This is a genomic window from Burkholderia sp. YHN3-13 (assembly GCF_055810675.1).
Genome location: NZ_JBVVNQ010000005.1, coordinates 130,435 through 147,737, shown reverse-complemented (window position 1 = coordinate 147,737; position 17,303 = coordinate 130,435). Strand labels below are relative to the sequence as shown.

The following is a 17,303-nucleotide window of genomic DNA, read 5'->3' as shown; positions in this document are numbered from 1 at the left end:
TTGCGTGACGGCGGCGCGCGATCCGCGTGTCGCCGTCGCGCGCGCTCGGGCACGTGCAATGCGTGCGCCTTTCCGCTGGCTTGCGTCGTCATCGTCGCTGTTCGTTCATTCGTGACGTGCGCTGCCGTGCGACGAGCCTTCCGCCGGTCACTGCGCCCGCGTTCCCCGATCGATATTTATTTGCGATTCCCGCGACGGATTTCCCGGTGCGCCCGCGTTGAACAGGGGTACGCACCGCGAGAGAGCCCGTCATGGACCACCCGAACGACATTACGCCGGCCGCGATCGCGCTGAACCGCTTCGGTCTCGGCGCGCGCGCCGACGAAGCGCCGCCTGCCGACCCGAAGGCGGCGCTCGTCGCGCAATTCGACCGTTACGATGCGCGGCCCGCCGCGTGGGCCGGCGAGCCCGATGCGGTTGCGCTCGCGACGCGCTTCGCGAACGCGCGCAACACGATGACGGGCGACGACGCGGCTGAGAAACGCGCGACCGCGCAGTCGATCCGGCGTGACGGCTACGACGCGTATCGCAGTGCCGTCACCGCACGCATGAACAGCGCGTTGAACACGTCCACGCCATTCGTCGAACATCTCGTGCATTTCTGGGCGAACCATTTCGCGGTGTCGGTCGACAAGGGGCAGGTGGCCGCATATGCGGGCGCGTTCGAACGCGACGCGATCCGCCCGCACGTGCTCGGTCGTTTCGAGGACATGCTCGTCGCCGTCGAGCAGCATCCCGCGATGCAGGTGTTCCTCGACCAGGCGCGCTCGGTCGGCCCGGACAGCCCGGCCGCGCTGCGCGCCGAGGCACGCAACCCGTCGGCAAGGCACGGGCTGAACGAGAACCTCGCGCGCGAAATCATGGAGCTGCATACGCTCGGCGTGCGCACGGGCTACACGCAAGCGGACGTGACGGAATTCGCGCGTGCGCTGACCGGCTGGAGCATCGCCGGCGGGCGAGGGCCGCAGCCGGGCGATGCCGCGCCCGGTGCGTTCGTGTTTCGCCCGAAGCTGCACGAACCGGGCACGCGCACGGTGATGGGGCGCACCTACGACCAGCCGGGCGAAGCCCAGGCACGCGCGATCCTGCACGACCTCACGCGTTCGGATGCGACGGGCCGGCACATCGCGTTCCAGCTCGCCCGTCATTTCGTCGCCGACAATCCGCCGCCCGCGCTGACCGACCGGCTGGCCCGCGCGTTCGATGCGAGCGGCGGCGATCTGCCGACCGTCTATCGCGCGCTCGTCGATGCGCCCGACGCGTGGTCGCCGGTCAATCGCAAGTTCAAGACGCCGTGGGAGTGGGCCGTGTCGTCGCTGCGCGGGCTCGGCTGGCGCGACACGGGCGACCTGAAGGCCGCGCCGCTGCTCGCGCAGCTCGGCCAGCCGGTGTGGCGGCCGGGCTCGCCGGCCGGCTACGACGACGTCGCCGCGAGCTGGGCCGCGCCCGACGCGCTCGTGCGGCGCGTCGAGATTGCACAGCGGCTGGCCGCGCGCACGGGCGACCGGCTCGATCCGCGCACGCTCGGCAACACGCTGCTCGCCGGTTCGATGAGCACGCCGACCGCGACCGCACTGTCGCGCGCGGAAAGCGCGACGACATCGCTCGCATTGCTGCTCGTCTCGCCCGATTTCCAACGGAGATGACCATGGCCCTGTCACGCCGACAATTCCTGAGCGTTGCCGCCGCCGGCGCGGGCGCGATCCTCGTCGCGCCGCGGATCGTGTTCGCGAACGTCGCGACCGACCGCCGCTTCGTGTTCGTGATCCAGCGCGGCGCGGCCGACGGCCTGAACATCGTCGTCCCGTATGCGGAGCCCGCGTATGCGTCGCTGCGCGGTCCGCTCGCGATCGACACGGCGGCAGCAACGCGGCTCGACGGCACGTTCGCGCTGCACCCGTCGCTCGCGCAGACCGCGCAGCTGTACCGCGACGGGCAGGCGCTGTTCGTTCATGCGATCGCGTCGCCGTACCGCGACCGCTCGCATTTCGACGGCCAGAACGTGCTCGAAACGGGCGGCCGTGCGCCGTACCAGGTGAAGGACGGCTGGCTGAACCGGCTTGCCGCGCTGCTGCCCGCGACGCGCGAAAGCGCGATCGCGTTCGCGCCGACCGTGCCGCTCGCGTTGCGCGGCACCGTGCAGGCCGCGTCGTATGCGCCATCCGGTTTGCCGGCCGCGCCGGACGACCTGCTCGCGCGCGTGTCGTCGCTCTACGAGGCCGATGCGCAGCTCGGCCCGCTGTGGCAGTCGGCGATGGACGCGCGCGGCCTCGCCGGTGATGCGCAGGCGCGGCAGGATCCCGCCGGCGTCGGCAAGCTCGCGGCGACGTTCCTCGCGCGCGACGACGGCCCGCGGATCGCGATGATCGAGACGGGCGGCTGGGACACGCACAGCGCGCAGAACGCGCGACTCGCGAACCAGTTGAAAGCGCTCGACACGATGCTTGCCGCGTTGCGCGACGGCCTCGGGCCCGCGTGGCAGCAGACCACGGTGCTGGTCGCGACCGAGTTCGGCCGCACGGCGGCGGTCAACGGCACGGGCGGCACCGATCACGGGCAGGCGTCGGTCGCGATGCTCGCGGGCGGTGCGGTTGCCGGCGGCCGTGTGATCGCCGACTGGCCGGGGCTGCGGCCGGGTGACCTGTACGAAGGGCGCGACCTGAAGCCGACCGCGTCGCTCGACGCGCTGATCGCCGGCGCGGCCGCCGAAAGCCTGCGGCTCGATCCGCGCCGCACCGCATCCGCGCTGTTCGCGGAAAGCGGCGCGACGCGGCCGATGACCGGCCTGATTCGCGGCGCGGCATGACGCGGCCCAGGCCGCGCTCGTCCTCGCTGGACCATGACATAACAGGGAGAATTGATGATGAAGATCCGGACCGCTTCGTTGGCCATGCTGGTGAGCGCGAGTGCCGTGCTGATGTCCGCCTGCGTGGTCGAACCCGTGCGGCCGCCGCAGCCGGCGCCCGTCGTCGAAGTGGCGCCGCCGCCACCGGCGCCCGGTTATCGCTGGGCGAAGGGGCATTACCGGTGGGCCGGCAATCACTGGGCGTGGGTGCCCGGGCACTGGGTGGCCGTGTACTGACCTCGCGTGACGTGCCGAGCGACGGGGAGGCCGGGAAGCGGGGGCACGCCGCCTAGTCCCACCCGATCCGGTGTTTCTCCTCCGTTTCGCGATGCCGCCAGTCGTCGTCCGCGTGCAGGTACTGGCTCGTCGTCGTGAGCGATGCGTGGCCGAGGTTGTCGCGCACGAGCCGCAGGTCGACGCGGCCATCGGCCATGTGCGAGCCCGCGCTGTGACGCAGCCAGTGCGCGGACGCTTGTTCGAGCACGCGCGCCTGCTGGTCGCCGGCTTCGCCGTTCGCACGCAACCGGTCGGCCGCCTGCCGGAATACCTGCTTCACGATCCGGTGCAGCGCTGCGCGCGTGAGCGGCTTGCGTACCTGGCCGGCCGGCAGCACGAGCGGCATCGGTTCGCCGTCGGACGGCAGCGCCGGCATCCCGTGGGCGCGCCGGTAGCGCGCCAGCTCGGCCATCATCTCGTCGGTGGCCGGCACGAGCCGCTGCCGGCCACCCTTGCCTGTCACGTCGAGCCACCAGCGATCGTGCCCGTTCGCGTCGCGCCGGCAGAAGAACTGGCCCATCGTCGTGTCGGCCGCTTCGGTGATACGCAGCCCGCCGAGATACAGCAGCGTGAACAGCCAGCGCGCGCGATCCGCATGGAAGCGCGTGCGCGCATCGTCGCGCGGCATCGCGGCGATCGCCTCCTTGACCGACTGCCACAGCGGCTGCCCGAGATGGCGCGTGACGCGCGGCGCGGGACGGCGCTGGCGCTGCCGCGACAACGCGAGCGGATTGCCGGCCAGATAGCCGGCCTGCACGAGCCACGAGAACATCACGTTCAGGATCACCAGCGCCTGCCGCTGGCTGGCCGGCGACAGCGGCCCGTAGAACGGCCGCCAGCGCGGATCGTCGCGCGGATGCTTGCGGCCGCCGTTCGCGCACCACAACTCGGCAGGTGCCGGCGCTAGCAGGAACTGCCGGTAGACGACGAGATCCTCGTGCGTGAGCGACGACAGCGGCTTGCCGCATGCGATCACGGCCCACAGCAGCAGGCGTTCGGCTTCCTTGCGGTAGTTCTGGAACGTGGTCGGTGTATCGACGAAGCGCGCGAGCCACGCGCGCACGGCGTCGAGATCATGGGTTGCGGCGATCTGCGGATGCGCGCTGCCCGAGCGGTTGGTGCCCGTGCGGCCATCGAGCGCCGCCGGCACGGTCAGCGCATCGATCGGCAGCGGGCGCAGCACGGCGTCGGACGGAACGGGAGAGGGCATGCGAGGGGCGGCGCGTTGCGCGAACCGCGCGGACCTGGCCGGGCGGACGATGGCAACGCGTCAAAGCGTATCGGGAAGCGCCGATGGTACCTGAACGGTGCGCGGCAAAGAAAGCGGCGAGTACCGATCGCGATGATCCCGGTCAGCTGGTCGACCGGGTGACGGGCACGGCCTACAGCGGGCGCCGTTCCCCAAACCACTTCCTGCTGTTCGGCGTCAATAGCAGCAGCGCGGCGATGACCAGCAGGCAATCCGCCAATCGAAGGGTGGAGCCGGGTGCGTGTTCAAGCATCGAGCGCGTGCTGAGTGCGAGGCTGAGCGAGATCCATCCGAGCGTCCACGTTCTGGCCCAGCGCCTTTGACGGCCCAGGTTGAAGAGCAAGATCCCGCCGATCGCGGGCGCGGCGACCATCGGCAGCATCCATGCGATACCTGCCCAGAGCACGGGCTTGACGTGAATCGCAAGGAGTACTTCAGGGTGTCGAATCGTGTCGATTATCCCGCGTGCCGCATTGAAACTCGTGATGCACCACACGACGAAGAGCATCAGCCACGCGCCCAGCGTCGCGCCGGGCATCCGTTCCGCAAAGATCGAACGTCTGATCGTTCGGAGTGCCATCTCGTTTGCCCTCGAATCGGATTGGCCGGCCGATGCGGCGGCTCTTGTCGCCCGCGCCGGTTGCGGCTGTCGGGTTGGCTTGTGCCGGCCGATTATGGGGCCACGCGGAACGAGCATGCAACGTGTTTCAGGCATGCCGGTCGCGGTACAGCGGCCATCGTGAGCGTCACCCCAGCGACAGCCCGCTGTTCAACGACATCCGCACCAGCGTTGCCTGCCGCGTGATGCCCGTCTTCGAAAAGATCGCACGCAGGTACGGGCGCGCGGTGTTCTTGCTGATCGCGAGCGCCAGCACGGTCTCGGCCGGCGTGAGGTCGAACGGCTTGCGCACGACGTCGTGCGGCGTTTGCGACTTGCGCTCGGCATCGCGGATGAAGATCGCGCGCCGGCCCGCGCGGATCGTCCCCGGACCACTCGCTCAACCGTACCGCCCGGATCAGCACGCCGAGAGGGGCTTGCCGGACGGGCGCGACACCGCAATCGCGTGCGCGACCGATAGCGTGATGACACCCGTGCGTTCCGCGCGCACCTGGCGGATCAGCTTCTGCCGCTTGCGGTCCTCCAGCGGATACGACGCTTCGGGCGTGCCGCCGCGCACGCGCGGGCCGTCGCATTCGGCGAAGATCTCGTCCGCGGCGAAATGCGGGTGGTCAGATGCGTTTTGTAAGCTAATTGTGAACTTTCTCGCCGCGCGGGTCGTCTAATCGGCCCTCCAATGCTCCCAGAGGAACCTCAGATGATTCCCAAGACCCGAATGCTGCTCGGCGCGGCCGTCATTGCCGGCAGCACGCTCCTCGCCGGATGCCAGACCGACGCGGCCGCCACGGCATCCGGTGCTGCCCGCGCGGCCGACGCCAGGCCCGTGACCAAGACCGTCTACGTCGCGCCGCAATCCGCGCGCTGCACGGGCGTCGCGCCGATGGAGTGCCTGCAGGTGCGCGGCAGTCCGAGCGAGCCGTGGAGCCTGTGGTACGCCGGCATCGAAGGGTTCGCGTACCAGCCCGGTTACCTGTACACGCTCGAAATCGACGAATACCGCGTCGCGCAGCCGCCGGCCGACGGCTCGTCGATCCGCTGGGTACTCAAGCGCGTCGTCGAACGCCGTCAGGCGAACTGACGGCGGCGTTCATGCCGAGGGCCGCGCCGCCGCACCGGCCGGCGGCGCGGCCGTATCGATCCGCCGGAACACGGCGGACGACAGCAGCGTCACCGCCCCCATGCACGCGAACGACAGCATGAACCCGTGCGCCATCGAGCCCCAACCGGCGGCGAACAGGTTCACGAGCCCGCCGCCGATCGACACGCCCAGGCCCATCGCGAGCATCTGCATCATCGTGAACAGGCTGTTGCCGCTGCCGGCGTCGGCATGCGACAGCCCCTTGAGCGTCACGCCGTTCATCGCCGCGAACTGCATCGAGTTCGCCGTGCCGAACACGATCAGCAGCACGCCTTCCAGCACCGGCGCGGGCCGTGCCGATACCAGCGCGAATCCGGCGATCGCGCAGCCGACGATCGCCGTGTTCACGACCAGAAACGCCGCATAGCCGAACCGCTTCACGAGCGGCGCGATCCAGCGTTTCGCGATCACGCCCGCGATCGCGGCCGGCAGCATCATCAACCCCGACTGCAGCGGCGTATAGCCGAGCTGCACCTGCATCAGCAGCGGCAGCAGGAACGGCACCGAACTCGTGCCGATCCGGCACAGCAGGTTGCCGAGCAGCCCGGACCCGAAATTCGGCTCGCGGAACAGTCCGAGCCGGAACAGCGGCTGCGCGCGCCGCCGCGCATGCGGCAGGTACGCGAGCGCGCTCGCGAGGCCGACCGCGGCGAGCCCGGCCGCCCACGCGGCACGATGTGCAGGCATCGGCGGGTCGATCGCGAGCGACAGCGCGATCATCGCGGCCGACAGCAGCGCACAGCCGACGAAGTCGAACGGCGGCGGCTGCGTCGCCTGGTCGTGCGGCAGGTAGCGCTGTACCGCGATGAAGCCGACCACGCCGACCGGCACGTTGACGATGAACACCCAGTGCCATGAAATCGCCTGTGTGAGCCAGCCGCCGAGCGTCGGCCCGACGATCGGGCCGAGCTGGCCGGCGATCGACACGAACGCGATCGCCGCGACGTACTGTTCGCCCGGCACGCGACGCAGCACGGCGAGCCGCCCGATCGGCAGCAGCATCGAGCCGCCGATGCCCTGCACGGCGCGCGCGACGACGAGCTGGCCGAGCGTATGGGACGCCGCGCAGCCGATCGACGCGAGCACGAACACGAGGATCGCGACCGAAAACACGCGGCGCGTGCCGAACCGGTCGGCGAGCCAGCCGGACGCCGGCGTGAGCATCGCCATCATCAGCGTGTAGGCGACCACGACGGGCTGCATCGCGAGCGGCGACGCATACAGGCTTTGGGCGATCGAAGGCAGCGCGGTGTTGACGATCGTCGTGTCGAGCGACTGCATGAAGAACGCAGCGGCGACGATCCAGAGCAGCGCGGAGTGTGTGGGTTCCCGGGACATGGCGAAAGGCAGGGTACGACGGCCGGGCCGGCGTCGTGCCGGCCTTCAGGCGTTCGATGGTACCGATTCCGGCGGCTGCCGGGAAGCCGTCCGCGCGTGCCAGGCCCGATGGCCGCGTCCGTCTCCACGGACAAGATGCATGCGCACGCATCGGTATTCACCCTGCCTCGCCATGTGCGGAGTGGCATCGGCGTCGTTTGCGCCCGTTTCGAGGGCACACTTTTGCAACGTTTTTCCAGCGCATTCCTCTGCACACGATTGATCGCCATGGCGACGCGCGTGCGCTGACGGCCGTCCGGCCTCGTTTCACAGGCATCGCGCGATCGGCGTGCAAGACCGTCAATCGCGTCTTTCGGCCTGGCGCGCCGAATACGGATACGTTCCTGAAACATTTTCCCGTCATCGCGACCCGCGTTGCCGCCCGTGCGCGCCGGTCACGCCTTCCCCGCTTCGGTTTGCGCCGCATGGCACGTGGCTTGCGGTTGACCCGGTGCCGCCGGTGCAGACGGATTCGCCAGAACGATTGCACATCGGCGGCATGTAACGACATCGAAACAAACCGGGGATCGGATCGGGGAGCGGGGCGTCGTGTGCCGCGACGCAGGCGCCGCGCATGTCGTATCGGTCATGCGCACGGGGCAACGCGTTCCCGATCCGTCGAACAGCAAGCTTGCTTGCAGGGTGTCGTGCCGGGGTTCGCACCGCGCATCGCGACGAAGGCCGCGTGCGGCGGGGCGTCGCGCCCGGCACATGTCGGGGGAGGCGCCCATGAAAACGACAGTGAACCAATGGGCATTCATCGCGGTGGTGTTTGCCGCGAGTGCGCACGCGCAGGAAATCTACCTGCAGGGCGGTACGCAGGGCGTCGGCATTGGTGCGGCCGTCAGCTTCAATTCGATGCTGGGCGCGCATGCGGATTTCAATGCGATCGATCTTTCGCATGACTTCACGGTGGCCGGCAATCGCTATCAGGACGACCTGAAGCTGCGTCAGGGCGGTTTGTACGCGGACATCTTTCCGTGGCGCGGCAGCGGCTTCCGCGCGACGCTCGGGTTGCGCTTCAACGACGACGAGCTTCGCGGTGTGTCGGTACCGACCAACGGCACGTACGTGTTCGGCGGCAAGCGCTATCCGGCGTTGCCGGGGATGTATGCGGTCGCGCAAGCGCGTTATCCGACCGTGATGCCGTACGTAGGAATCGGCTACGGGCACCGGCCGGCGTCGAAAGGGCTCGGATTCGTCGCCGATATCGGCGTCGCGTACGGGATTCCGAAATGTTCGTACTCGCTGTCGCCGGAACTGGCCGCCGCGGCCGGACCGGCGAAGAGCCAGATCCTGGTCGCGAGCGGGCTCGATCAACTGCGACAGGTGATGTCGCGATACCGGTGGTATCCGGTCTTGCAGATCGGGATTTCGTACCGGTTTTAGCGACTTGTTTTGAGAAATCGTAACTAGTGGAAAAGAACCCTTGTGGTTACGAGTTTTTTGCTGTTTGCGTTTTATATGCTGATTGCGAGTCAGCCGCCCATGTCGACGTAACTGCGCGCGCCCTGAGCGTGAATCGCGGTCGGACATACGCGCCTGCCCCGCGCCTTGCATATCGCGCAGCGGCCGCATGCCACGTTGAACTGCACGGACACCAAGCCGCCCTTCTACAGGTTCGTGACGTCGGAACCGATCTCGACGGCTTCAACGGTGACTTCATGGCGAGGACGAGCGGACTGTCGCGCTGCGATTCCTGCCGTGGGCACCACAGGTTCACGTGGCACGATGAACAGGCTGGCAAAGCGAAAGTCGTTGTCGCCGAGATCAGCATTGCGTGCGATCCGCACGTAGTTGACGCCGGGCGCGAACGGAAAGACGTCGTTTGTCTCGTAATAGTGAAAGGCTCGACCATCCTCGCCGAGCAGCGCGGGGCTGCCTTCGCGCGAGGCCAATGCGGTGGTGGCGAGCACGCGTTGCCCAATATGCGCCGTGAGCGTCAGATTGACGAACGTGTCCGAGGTAGTCCTCACGTCTGCCAGCAACGGGACAAGGCGGCAGGCGATCGGTGCCGCGGTGCGGTTCGTCACGACGAAGGTCAGATGCTTGCCGACCAGGATCGACTTGCCGATCATCACGTCCGGGTAAGCGGCCGGCGAGCCGAGTGTCGACGAATCCGCCAGGCTGAAACCGCAGGTCAAGTCGAGTTCGAGCCCGACGTCGGCGCCATGCAATTCCGCGAGTTGCGACGCGGACGAGTAGTGTCGCAGTGCCATGCCGGCATATGGAACGCTGCGGCCCGAATCCTCGCGACACGTCTTGTCGGAATAGGTGCCCGGTGCGGTCAGGAACGCCGAAACGAAATAACCCGGCTCGAGTTTCGCCGCGTTGCCGGGTGTATACGACTGGATGTAATCCGGGTTGTCGACCAGATCGAGGACGTTGCCGTATCCGTCGGTTGCCGCCGAATAGCGCGTGCCGGTGCCGTCCTGCACCTGCAGCGCATAGAGAAACTGGTTTTCGTTACGGAAGAAGTTCGCCCCCCGCACGGACGCTTTCCAGATGCAGCCGAGACCATCCGTCAACTCGCCCGCCGACTGATTCGCGGCGAACGAGTGCCGAATCGCGAGCAGGCTGCCCGACACGCCGTCGAAGCCGCCGGTGCAACCTTGCGCGTCGATGTGTGTCGATCGGCCTGCGCCGTCGACGAATGTCTGATTCATGCGGACGACGCACGGATCGCCGCCGTAACCGCAATGGCAGATTGCGAGCAGATCCGTCACGTACGACGTGCGAGACGGCAGCGTTGCGTCAGCCGTGCTGCGTACGACGTCGTGCGTGTAGATCTCCATCGAGTTGCGGAAGTCGATCTTCTTCCGGTGCATAGCCGTGAAGTAGCTCTTCGCCGATTCGAGAAACCTCGCATGGCCGAGCGTATAGAAGTTGCGGACGTAGTCGTTCTTTTTGTCCGGATCGGAAAGCGAGTTCAGGTGCCCGGCGAGCACTTTCTGCATGGCATTCTGGTACTGGTAGATCTTCTCGCGCATCTCGCCCAGTGTCGCGGCGACCGTGTCGGACGCAAGAGAGAGCTGGTCGCGCATCGACAGGTACACGCCGTACATCGAAACCTGCGCGCCGCAGGCGAGTGCGTGCATCGTCAACCCCTGATATTCGGAACCCTTGATCAGGAACATCGGCGTGAGCATCGTGCAACCGCTCCAGAACGCCGCGAACTTCGCGGTGATGGCGTCCACCATCGACGCCGAATAGGGCGGCGAGTTTCTTCGCACGAATTCGACGAGGAAGTGCAAGTCGTCGTTGATGCCCGCCAGCGTTTGACGCATGATCTCGACGTTGTTTTTCGAAATCTCGTCCGTCGCGATGCGACGGATTATCGTTTCCTCATCCGGCCCGCGCTCGAATAGCGTATTCAGGTGGTTGAACAACAGGTTCAACACTTCGCCGACGAGCGGCCCGGCGGCCGGAATGAACGATGCGAGCGCTTTGATCGTGACTTCGCCGAATGCGATGAGCCCCGGCAGGGTATTGGTCGACAACGCTGCATTGACGATATCCACGATTGCGATTGTCGCCGGCTGGTATTGCTCGATCTGGGTCTTGATTTCGCCGAGCTTCATTTTGAAGCCGGGAACCAGCAAGTCGTTTTCATCGAAAGCATGGACGGGCGGGGCGGCATTTCCCTCGAGCCCCGAGGCGATCGCGCGCGAGCGGGCCGATGGCGTGCCGTCATCGCCGCCGCACGCGGCGAGCAGCGGCAGCACTGCACTGCATGCGCTGTACATCAGGAAGGCTCGTCGGTCGATTCGAGGTGTCATCGCGTCTCCGTAGGACAGTAACGGTGTCACGTGCGGCCAGTGCAATCGGCGACGAACTGGCGGACGTGCGGGTACCCGGCGTACCGGGTAACGGGAGCGGATGCGGGGAGCGGCGGTTCGGTTGCCGCCTGCGTGCAGAGAGAGGCGTCGTGATTCTCGACCTCTTGAAGTAGGGGAACGGTAGCATATTCATTGACGAATCGTCAACGAATATGACCATTTAAAGTATTTAGTTTAACGAAATGACAGTTGATTACATGGTCGCCAGTTTGTATCCCGCATATTTGACTTCTTGAAATTTGTGAAGTGTGTAGTTAAACCTGGCTATGCGATGAGTCGAGCTGTCATCGGTAAAGGCTCGCCACAACAGGGAACAGGGTTGTGCAGTGAGCAACTGGAACGGATGAGCGGCTTCGATTGCATGGCCGATTGCGATGCATGATCAAACGCAGTTCGCGATCTCCGCTGGACTGAGGCGGAGCGCGCTTCGTTCGCAGCGATTTACGTGATGAAGTTCCTGCAACCCGTACGAGGGAACACACATTCGTATCGGCAAGCGAGGCGATCGACATCTCCGTACCTTGCTCATACACGGTGCTCGCGCGGTACTCCGAACCGCACCAACCAGACATGACAAGAAGCACGCCTGGGCTCTCACATCGTAATGCCAGACGACGCGCCAATCGGGCCATGGTTGCGATCGCGAACAAGATTGCATGTGTGATCTGGTCGATGCTCGCAACCGGCCGGTCGTATCGGAAATCAGTGTGGCAACGTCACCAGCGATGCGTTGGCGAATTGACGAGTGGCGCTCCGGTCGATCCGGGCGAGCAGAGAACCAGGCTTTTATAACGGCCCCTGAGGTCTGCCAGTTGTCGAGGCCCGCACGCGTGGAATTCCGGTTGGGCGCTGGGCGATGCCCTGACGCCGGATGGAGGGACGCAATCGACTTCCGTGTCTGTCAACTTCCGTTTGCTGTTGGGAGCAGTCCATGGATGTAGAAAATCGCGTCGCTGATCCCCGTCTTGCGGCAGACCTCCGCGACAGGCGTGCCCCGCGCGGCCTGCCTCGACGCGTATGTGGTCTGCTCTTCGGTGAACTTGCTCTTCTTCACGGCATGACCTCCTGGTCTGAATGACAACGTCATGCCGGAATTTTCCACTGTCAACTGGGACAGTGTTGTGGGCTCGCCTCATTCGCCGAAGCTGTCTCTTCGGCGCGTTTGCGTTGGTGTCGTCACGACGGAGCCGCGGCGCAGGCGGCTGGCGCGCCGCGCTACGGGATAGCGCCGCACGTACCGTTCGCCAGGGCGAGAGGCACGGTATCGGTGTAGACGAAGGACGAGTCCGGAATTGACGCTCTTCAGGCACGTTCGAGCATTTTGATCGCTGCGGCGGCTGCGCCTGCGCGGGTCTCGACATGTAGCTTGCGGAACAGGTGTTCAAGATGCTTGTTCACCGTGCGCGGGGCTATGCCGAGAATGTCGCCGATATCGCGGTTTGTCTTGCCGTGCGACACCCACAGCAGCACTTCGGCTTCCCGTATGGTCAGGCCGAAGCGTTCGGCGAGCGCATTGCAATGCGCCGTGTCGTCTCTTTCCTTGAGGATCACGATCCATTCGCCCGGTTCCGGACCGAGCGTCGCACTGGCCGAGCGACGTATCTGGCCCGTGCTGACTTCGTGCACGGCGTCCCCTTGGGCGCCGCGCGCGAGCCAGTCGATGAACCACATGCGCAGCGGGGCAGGCAGAGTCGGTGGCGCATCGGACCCGCGTGCGTTCTTGGTTTGCCCGGCATCGGCGGGGCCGTCATGCGTAGTTGCGTATGCGGCGATATGATGCGCAGCCTGCGGACTTTGCCACCGAATCGTGCCGTCCGCGCCGACGATCAGCGCCGCGCGTGTGTCGAGCGACAGTGCCGCCTCCGCGTACAACTGCGCACGTGAACGCCGTACGTGGGCGCCGATGCGCGCGCACAACTCCTCGGGCTGCACCGGTTTGGTCACGTAGTCGATGCCGCCCACGCGAAAGCCGCGTACGACGTGCTCACTCTCCGTCAATGCGGTCATGAAGATGACGGGAAGATGCTCGTGCCGTCCGTCCTGCTTGATACGCAGGCATGTTTCGAAGCCGTCCATGTCGGGCATCATTGCATCAAGCAATACCACGTCGGGCGTCACGCGCGCGAGGCGTTTAAGCGCATCCTCGCCGGACAGGGCAACGATAACCGTGTAGCCGTGCGCCTGCAGCGTATCGGAAAGAAAAGCGAGGTTCTCCGGCGTGTCGTCGACGATCAGTATCATGGGCCGTTCGTGCAGCCACGCGGCCGGGTTGTCGGCGAGCGGGGAGGCCGCGATGGTGGTGCGTGCGTCACGCGTTCGAGCCGCGCGCGAGTCGGTCAAGTTCATGCTCGAGTTCCCTTAGCTGAAAACGTTCCGCCAACGAGCGCAACGCGTCGATTTGATGCCGCAACTCGGGCCAGGTCTCGCGCGCGGCGTCGAGCTGTTCGATCACGCCCTGTACGTAGCCGACTTCGAGATGCGCATGCAGGTGTTCGATGAGTTCGCGCGGCCACACGGCGAGCGCGAGCGGCTGCGTCGCGGCCGGTGCGTTTGCCGCCGGAAGTGAGCTCGCTTCGGTATCGGACGCAATCCAGTCGAGTGCAAGCAGTTGCGCAAGCTTGTCGAGCAGCAGATTCACCTGCAGCGGCTTGACCAGATAATCCTTGCATCCGGTCGCGCTTGCGCGATCGCGGTCATCGGCGAACGCGTTGGCGGAGAGCAGAACGATGGGCGCGTTCGACAACTGATTCTCGGAGATCAGGCGACTGGTTTCGTAGCCGTCCATCAACGGCATCGAAATGTCCATGATGATGGCGTCCGCCGTGTGCATGGCGAGCCAGCGCAGCGCATCGGTGCCGCTGGCCGCTTCAGCGACATCGAAGCCAAGCGGCGTGAGCAACTGCACGACGATGTCGCGCTGGTCGTCGAGGTCGTCGACGACGAGAATGGTGCGGCGCGCCCCCGTATAGCCGCGAATCGACGCGAGTTCGGTGCGTGTTTCGGCTGCCGTGTCAACGGCGGGGGCGAACAGGCGGACCACAAAGCGCGTGCCATGCCCGACTTCACTGTCCACTTCCAGGCTGCCGCCGAGCGCTTGCGTGAGCAGGCGGCAGATCGTGAGCCCGAGACCGGCGCCGTGATCGTACGCATGGGCTGCTTCGCCGCGTTCGAACGGCAGGAACAGGCGCTCCAGTTCGCTGGGCGGGATGCCGGGGCCGGTATCGATCACCTCGAATTTGAGTGTATCGAGCACATGACTCACGCGCAGCGTGATCGTGCCGCTCGACGTGAAGCGGATCGCATTGCCGATCAGGTTGGTGAGGATCTGACTCATGCACTTCTGGTCCGTGCGCACGGTGGCGGGAAGCCGACCGACCGTCTGCACGTCGAATGCGAGTGCCTTTTCGAGCGCCTGAGGCCGCAGCATCGACGTAAGGTGGGCGACGAAATCGGCGAGGGATACCTTGGCGATGTTCAACTGAAGCTTGCCTGCCTCGATGCGCGCGATGTCGAGCAGCCCGTCGACGAGCGCGAGCAAATGCTCGCCGCTGCGATGGATCGTGCGCACGGCGTTGTAGCGCATCGGCGTGAGTTCTTCCTTCGCCTGCAGCAGCAATTGCGCGTAGCCGAGAATGCTGTTCAACGGAGTGCGCAACTCGTGGCTCAAACCGGAGACGTAACGGCTTTTGGCCTGATTGGCCGATTCCGCGGCGGCGGTCGCACGCTTGAGCGCCGCGTCGGTCTTCTGATGCGCGTCGATTTCAAGCATCAGCAATTCGTTTTGCCGCTGCGACTCTTCCTGCGTGACGCGGCGGTTTTCGCGCTCCAGCACGAACCACCAGGCCGCGATGCAGCCCACCAGCGAGAGCGCGAGAAAAATATTCAGGAAGCTACCCGAGAGCGCGCGGCCGATCGATGGTCCGGCGGCGATCATCGAAGTCGCGCTCTGCGACCAGATCAGATAGAGCACGCTGCCCAGCACCGCGAGCATGGCGAGCACGAGGCTCGCATAGTGAATGAGGCGCAGCGCGGCGGGGCCGAGTCGCGCGCCCGGCAGCACGCGGTGCAGCGCGCGGTCGGCCTGCGCGGCGAAGCGCGCGTGCGGTTTGCAGCGGTCGTGGCAGCGCGAGTCGAGCGAGCAGCACAGCGAGCAGATCGTTCCTCCATAGGCCGGGCAGTACGCCGTATCGTCCGGTTCGAAGGTGTTTTCGCAGATCGCGCAGCGCAGCGAGGTGGCGTCGCCGGTCGGTTGCGCGGCACGGGCAATGTAATAGCGCCCGCGCGTGAGTACCGCCAGCACGGGCGCGCACGCGAACGCCGCACCGAACGCGATGAACGACGACATCGCCTTGGCGAGCACGCCGAACAGGCCGCTATGCGCGAGCATCGCGACGGCGGCTGCGATCAGCATCGCACCGACGCCCACGGGATTCACATCGTAGAGGTGCGCGCGCTTGAACTCGATATGTCGCGGGCTATAGCCGAGCGGCTTGTTGATGACGAGATCGGCGAACAACGCGCCGATCCACGCAATCGCGATGTTCGCGTAGAGCGACAGCACCTTGGCGATCGCATCGAACACGCCCATTTCCACGAGAAGCAACGCGATCATGACGTTGAACACGAGCCATACCACGCGGCCCGGATGGCTGTGCGTGAGCCGCGCGAAAAAATTGGACCAGGCGAGCGAGCCCGCATAGGCATTGGTCACGTTGATCTTCAACTGCGAGACGATCACGAACAGCGTCATCGCGGGCAGCGCCCAACTCGCGAGCCCCAACGGATCGAGCAGCAGATGATAGGCGACGAGGTACATCTGCGTAGGCTGGGTCGCGTGGCTCGCATCGACTTCGTACTGGAGCGCAATGAAGGCGAGGAATGCCCCGCCCAGCATCTTGAGCGCGCCGGGTACGATCCAGCCCGGCCCCGTCGAGAGCAGCGCGAACCACCAGCGCGTGCGGTTCTTCGCGGTGAGCGGCGGCAGGAAGCGCAGATAGTCCACCTGTTCGCCCACCTGTACGATCAGCGCGAACACGACCGTCGATGCTTGACCGAAGGCAATCAGGCTGAAAGCGCGGCCCTGCGGCGCGAAACCCGCGAAGGTGGTCCACTGCGCGACCAGGTCGGGATGGTGCCACAGCACGGCTGCGTAGGGCAGCACGAACAAGACGAGCCACAGCGGCTGCGTCCAGCTTTGCAGGCGGTTGATCAGCGTGATGCCGAACATGACGATCGGAATCACCACGAGCGAACTCACGACGTAGGCGATCGCCAGGGAAATGTGGAAATACAGCTGGAGCGCAAGCGACATGATGGCCGCTTCGAGCGCGAAAAAAATAAACGTGAACACCGCGTACAGCAGCGAGGTGACCGTCGAGCCGATATAGCCAAAGCCCGCGCCGCGCGTGAGCAGATCCATGTCCACGCCGTAGCGCGCCGCGTAATAGCTGATGGGCAAACTGGTGAGCCAGATCAGCACGGACACGGCCGCGATGGCCCAGAGCGTGTTCGTGAAGCCGTAGTTGACGACGAGACTGCCGCCTATCGCCTCCAGCACCAGAAACGACACCGCGCCAATCGCCGTATTGGCCACCCGCAGCTCCGACCAGCGCCGGAACGAGCGCGGTGTGAAGCGCAGCGCGTAGTCCTCGAGGGTTTCGTCGCCAACCCAGGCGTTGTAGTCGCGGCGCACCTTGACGATGCGTTGCGTACCGGGCGCGCCCACTGACGGGTGACTCTGGGACATGAAGATGATCCGAAATGGTGCGAAAGCGGCACGAGCGGGGCGCGAACGGCGTCACGGCGGACCACACCGCTCAGGATCGCCCTGCAATGCAAATTACATTCCAGCACGCGCGCCGGGAATACGTCGATTGACGTATTTCGATCGTCAAATTGGCTTTCTACATTGCGTCCAACCTCGACCCAGCCCGCAGCGACCCGCATCGGGCACCCGATAA

14 protein-coding genes and 1 pseudogene are annotated in these 17,303 nt (G+C 65.9%); 6 read left to right on the top strand and 9 right to left on the bottom strand.

The features are described from left to right. The first annotated feature begins 251 nt into the window (after window positions 1-251). Genes AC0KUR_RS14675 through AC0KUR_RS14665 form a run of 3 tightly spaced genes read left to right on the top strand, consistent with a single transcriptional unit; the run spans window position 252 to window position 3,082 of the window. Entirely contained in the window at window positions 252-1,646 is a 1,395-nt protein-coding gene (locus AC0KUR_RS14675) for a DUF1800 domain-containing protein (RefSeq protein WP_473376089.1), read from the top strand. A 2-nt stretch (window positions 1,647-1,648) separates the two neighbouring features. Further along, window positions 1,649-2,806 carry a DUF1501 domain-containing protein gene (locus AC0KUR_RS14670; RefSeq protein ID WP_034191276.1) on the top strand — a complete coding sequence of 386 codons (1,158 nt, stop codon included), beginning with the start codon at window positions 1,649-1,651 and terminating at the stop codon, window positions 2,804-2,806. A 57-nt stretch (window positions 2,807-2,863) separates the two neighbouring features. Continuing rightward, window positions 2,864-3,082 carry a YXWGXW repeat-containing protein gene (locus AC0KUR_RS14665; RefSeq protein WP_034191277.1) on the top strand — a complete coding sequence of 73 codons (219 nt, stop codon included), beginning with the start codon at window positions 2,864-2,866 and terminating at the stop codon, window positions 3,080-3,082. 52 nt (window positions 3,083-3,134) lie between these two features. On the opposite strand, the gene AC0KUR_RS14660 is transcribed toward AC0KUR_RS14665, so the two are convergent. The 4 genes from AC0KUR_RS14660 to AC0KUR_RS14645 form a co-directional block, all read right to left on the bottom strand. Next, window positions 3,135-4,331, bottom strand: coding sequence for a tyrosine-type recombinase/integrase (locus AC0KUR_RS14660; RefSeq protein WP_473376088.1), 1,197 nt, complete (start codon window positions 4,329-4,331; stop codon window positions 3,135-3,137). 172 nt (window positions 4,332-4,503) lie between these two features. After that, window positions 4,504-4,950: a hypothetical protein gene (locus tag AC0KUR_RS14655; RefSeq protein WP_034191279.1), complete on the bottom strand. Its 447-nt coding sequence runs from the start codon at window positions 4,948-4,950 to the stop codon at window positions 4,504-4,506. Window positions 4,951-5,116: 166 nt separating this feature from the next. Then, window positions 5,117-5,281: a hypothetical protein gene (locus AC0KUR_RS14650; RefSeq protein ID WP_226103898.1), complete on the bottom strand. Its 165-nt coding sequence runs from the start codon at window positions 5,279-5,281 to the stop codon at window positions 5,117-5,119. 105 nt (window positions 5,282-5,386) lie between these two features. Next, window positions 5,387-5,548: a hypothetical protein gene (locus AC0KUR_RS14645; RefSeq protein ID WP_241012848.1), complete on the bottom strand. Its 162-nt coding sequence runs from the start codon at window positions 5,546-5,548 to the stop codon at window positions 5,387-5,389. A 138-nt stretch (window positions 5,549-5,686) separates the two neighbouring features. Between AC0KUR_RS14645 and AC0KUR_RS14640 the strand changes: the two genes are divergently transcribed. Next, window positions 5,687-6,067, top strand: a complete 381-nt coding sequence (locus AC0KUR_RS14640; RefSeq protein WP_124669942.1) for a DUF4377 domain-containing protein — start codon at window positions 5,687-5,689, stop codon at window positions 6,065-6,067. Between the two features lie 9 nt (window positions 6,068-6,076). Here the strand turns inward: AC0KUR_RS14640 and AC0KUR_RS14635 are convergent, their stop codons facing one another. Further along, a complete protein-coding gene (locus AC0KUR_RS14635) occupies window positions 6,077-7,465 on the bottom strand; it encodes a DHA2 family efflux MFS transporter permease subunit (protein WP_473376087.1) in 1,389 nt (462 codons plus the stop codon). A gap of 750 nt (window positions 7,466-8,215) precedes the next feature. On the opposite strand from AC0KUR_RS14635, the gene AC0KUR_RS14630 reads away from it, so the two are divergent. Then, entirely contained in the window at window positions 8,216-8,893 is a 678-nt protein-coding gene (locus AC0KUR_RS14630) for a hypothetical protein (protein WP_080287996.1), read from the top strand. 224 nt (window positions 8,894-9,117) lie between these two features. Here AC0KUR_RS14630 and AC0KUR_RS14625 read toward each other — a convergent pair whose 3' ends face one another. Beyond that, the gene (locus tag AC0KUR_RS14625; RefSeq protein ID WP_473376086.1) at window positions 9,118-11,229 is read right to left on the bottom strand and encodes a hypothetical protein; all 2,112 of its coding nucleotides are present in this window, start codon (window positions 11,227-11,229) and stop codon (window positions 9,118-9,120) included. 635 nt (window positions 11,230-11,864) lie between these two features. On the opposite strand from AC0KUR_RS14625, the gene AC0KUR_RS14620 reads away from it, so the two are divergent. After that, window positions 11,865-11,948: a hypothetical protein gene (locus AC0KUR_RS14620; protein WP_473376148.1), complete on the top strand. Its 84-nt coding sequence runs from the start codon at window positions 11,865-11,867 to the stop codon at window positions 11,946-11,948. Between the two features lie 332 nt (window positions 11,949-12,280). Here AC0KUR_RS14620 and AC0KUR_RS14615 read toward each other — a convergent pair. From AC0KUR_RS14615 to AC0KUR_RS14605, 3 genes and pseudogenes are all read right to left on the bottom strand, one after another. Continuing rightward, window positions 12,281-12,397 (bottom strand): annotated as a pseudogene (locus AC0KUR_RS14615) (transposase); the annotation flags it as partial. Window positions 12,398-12,645: 248 nt separating this feature from the next. After that, complete coding sequence (locus tag AC0KUR_RS14610; protein WP_034191654.1) at window positions 12,646-13,584, bottom strand: response regulator; 939 nt, start codon at window positions 13,582-13,584, stop codon at window positions 12,646-12,648. A 67-nt stretch (window positions 13,585-13,651) separates the two neighbouring features. Then, on the bottom strand, window positions 13,652-17,089 hold the full coding sequence (locus AC0KUR_RS14605) for a hybrid sensor histidine kinase/response regulator (protein WP_034191284.1): 3,438 nt from the start codon (window positions 17,087-17,089) through the stop codon (window positions 13,652-13,654). Between the last annotated feature and the right edge of the window lie 214 nt (window positions 17,090-17,303).

Coding starts and splice junctions, on each gene's coding strand:
- AC0KUR_RS14675 (WP_473376089.1), top strand. CDS start 252: ATGGACCACCCGAACGACATTACGCCGGCCGCGATCGCGCTGAACCGC.
- AC0KUR_RS14670 (WP_034191276.1), top strand. CDS start 1,649: ATGGCCCTGTCACGCCGACAATTCCTGAGCGTTGCCGCCGCCGGCGCG.
- AC0KUR_RS14665 (WP_034191277.1), top strand. CDS start 2,864: ATGAAGATCCGGACCGCTTCGTTGGCCATGCTGGTGAGCGCGAGTGCC.
- AC0KUR_RS14660 (WP_473376088.1), bottom strand. CDS start 4,331: ATGCCCTCTCCCGTTCCGTCCGACGCCGTGCTGCGCCCGCTGCCGATC.
- AC0KUR_RS14655 (WP_034191279.1), bottom strand. CDS start 4,950: ATGGCACTCCGAACGATCAGACGTTCGATCTTTGCGGAACGGATGCCC.
- AC0KUR_RS14640 (WP_124669942.1), top strand. CDS start 5,687: ATGATTCCCAAGACCCGAATGCTGCTCGGCGCGGCCGTCATTGCCGGC.
- AC0KUR_RS14635 (WP_473376087.1), bottom strand. CDS start 7,465: ATGTCCCGGGAACCCACACACTCCGCGCTGCTCTGGATCGTCGCCGCT.
- AC0KUR_RS14630 (WP_080287996.1), top strand. CDS start 8,216: ATGTCGGGGGAGGCGCCCATGAAAACGACAGTGAACCAATGGGCATTC.
- AC0KUR_RS14610 (WP_034191654.1), bottom strand. CDS start 13,584: ATGATACTGATCGTCGACGACACGCCGGAGAACCTCGCTTTTCTTTCC.
- AC0KUR_RS14605 (WP_034191284.1), bottom strand. CDS start 17,089: ATGTCCCAGAGTCACCCGTCAGTGGGCGCGCCCGGTACGCAACGCATC.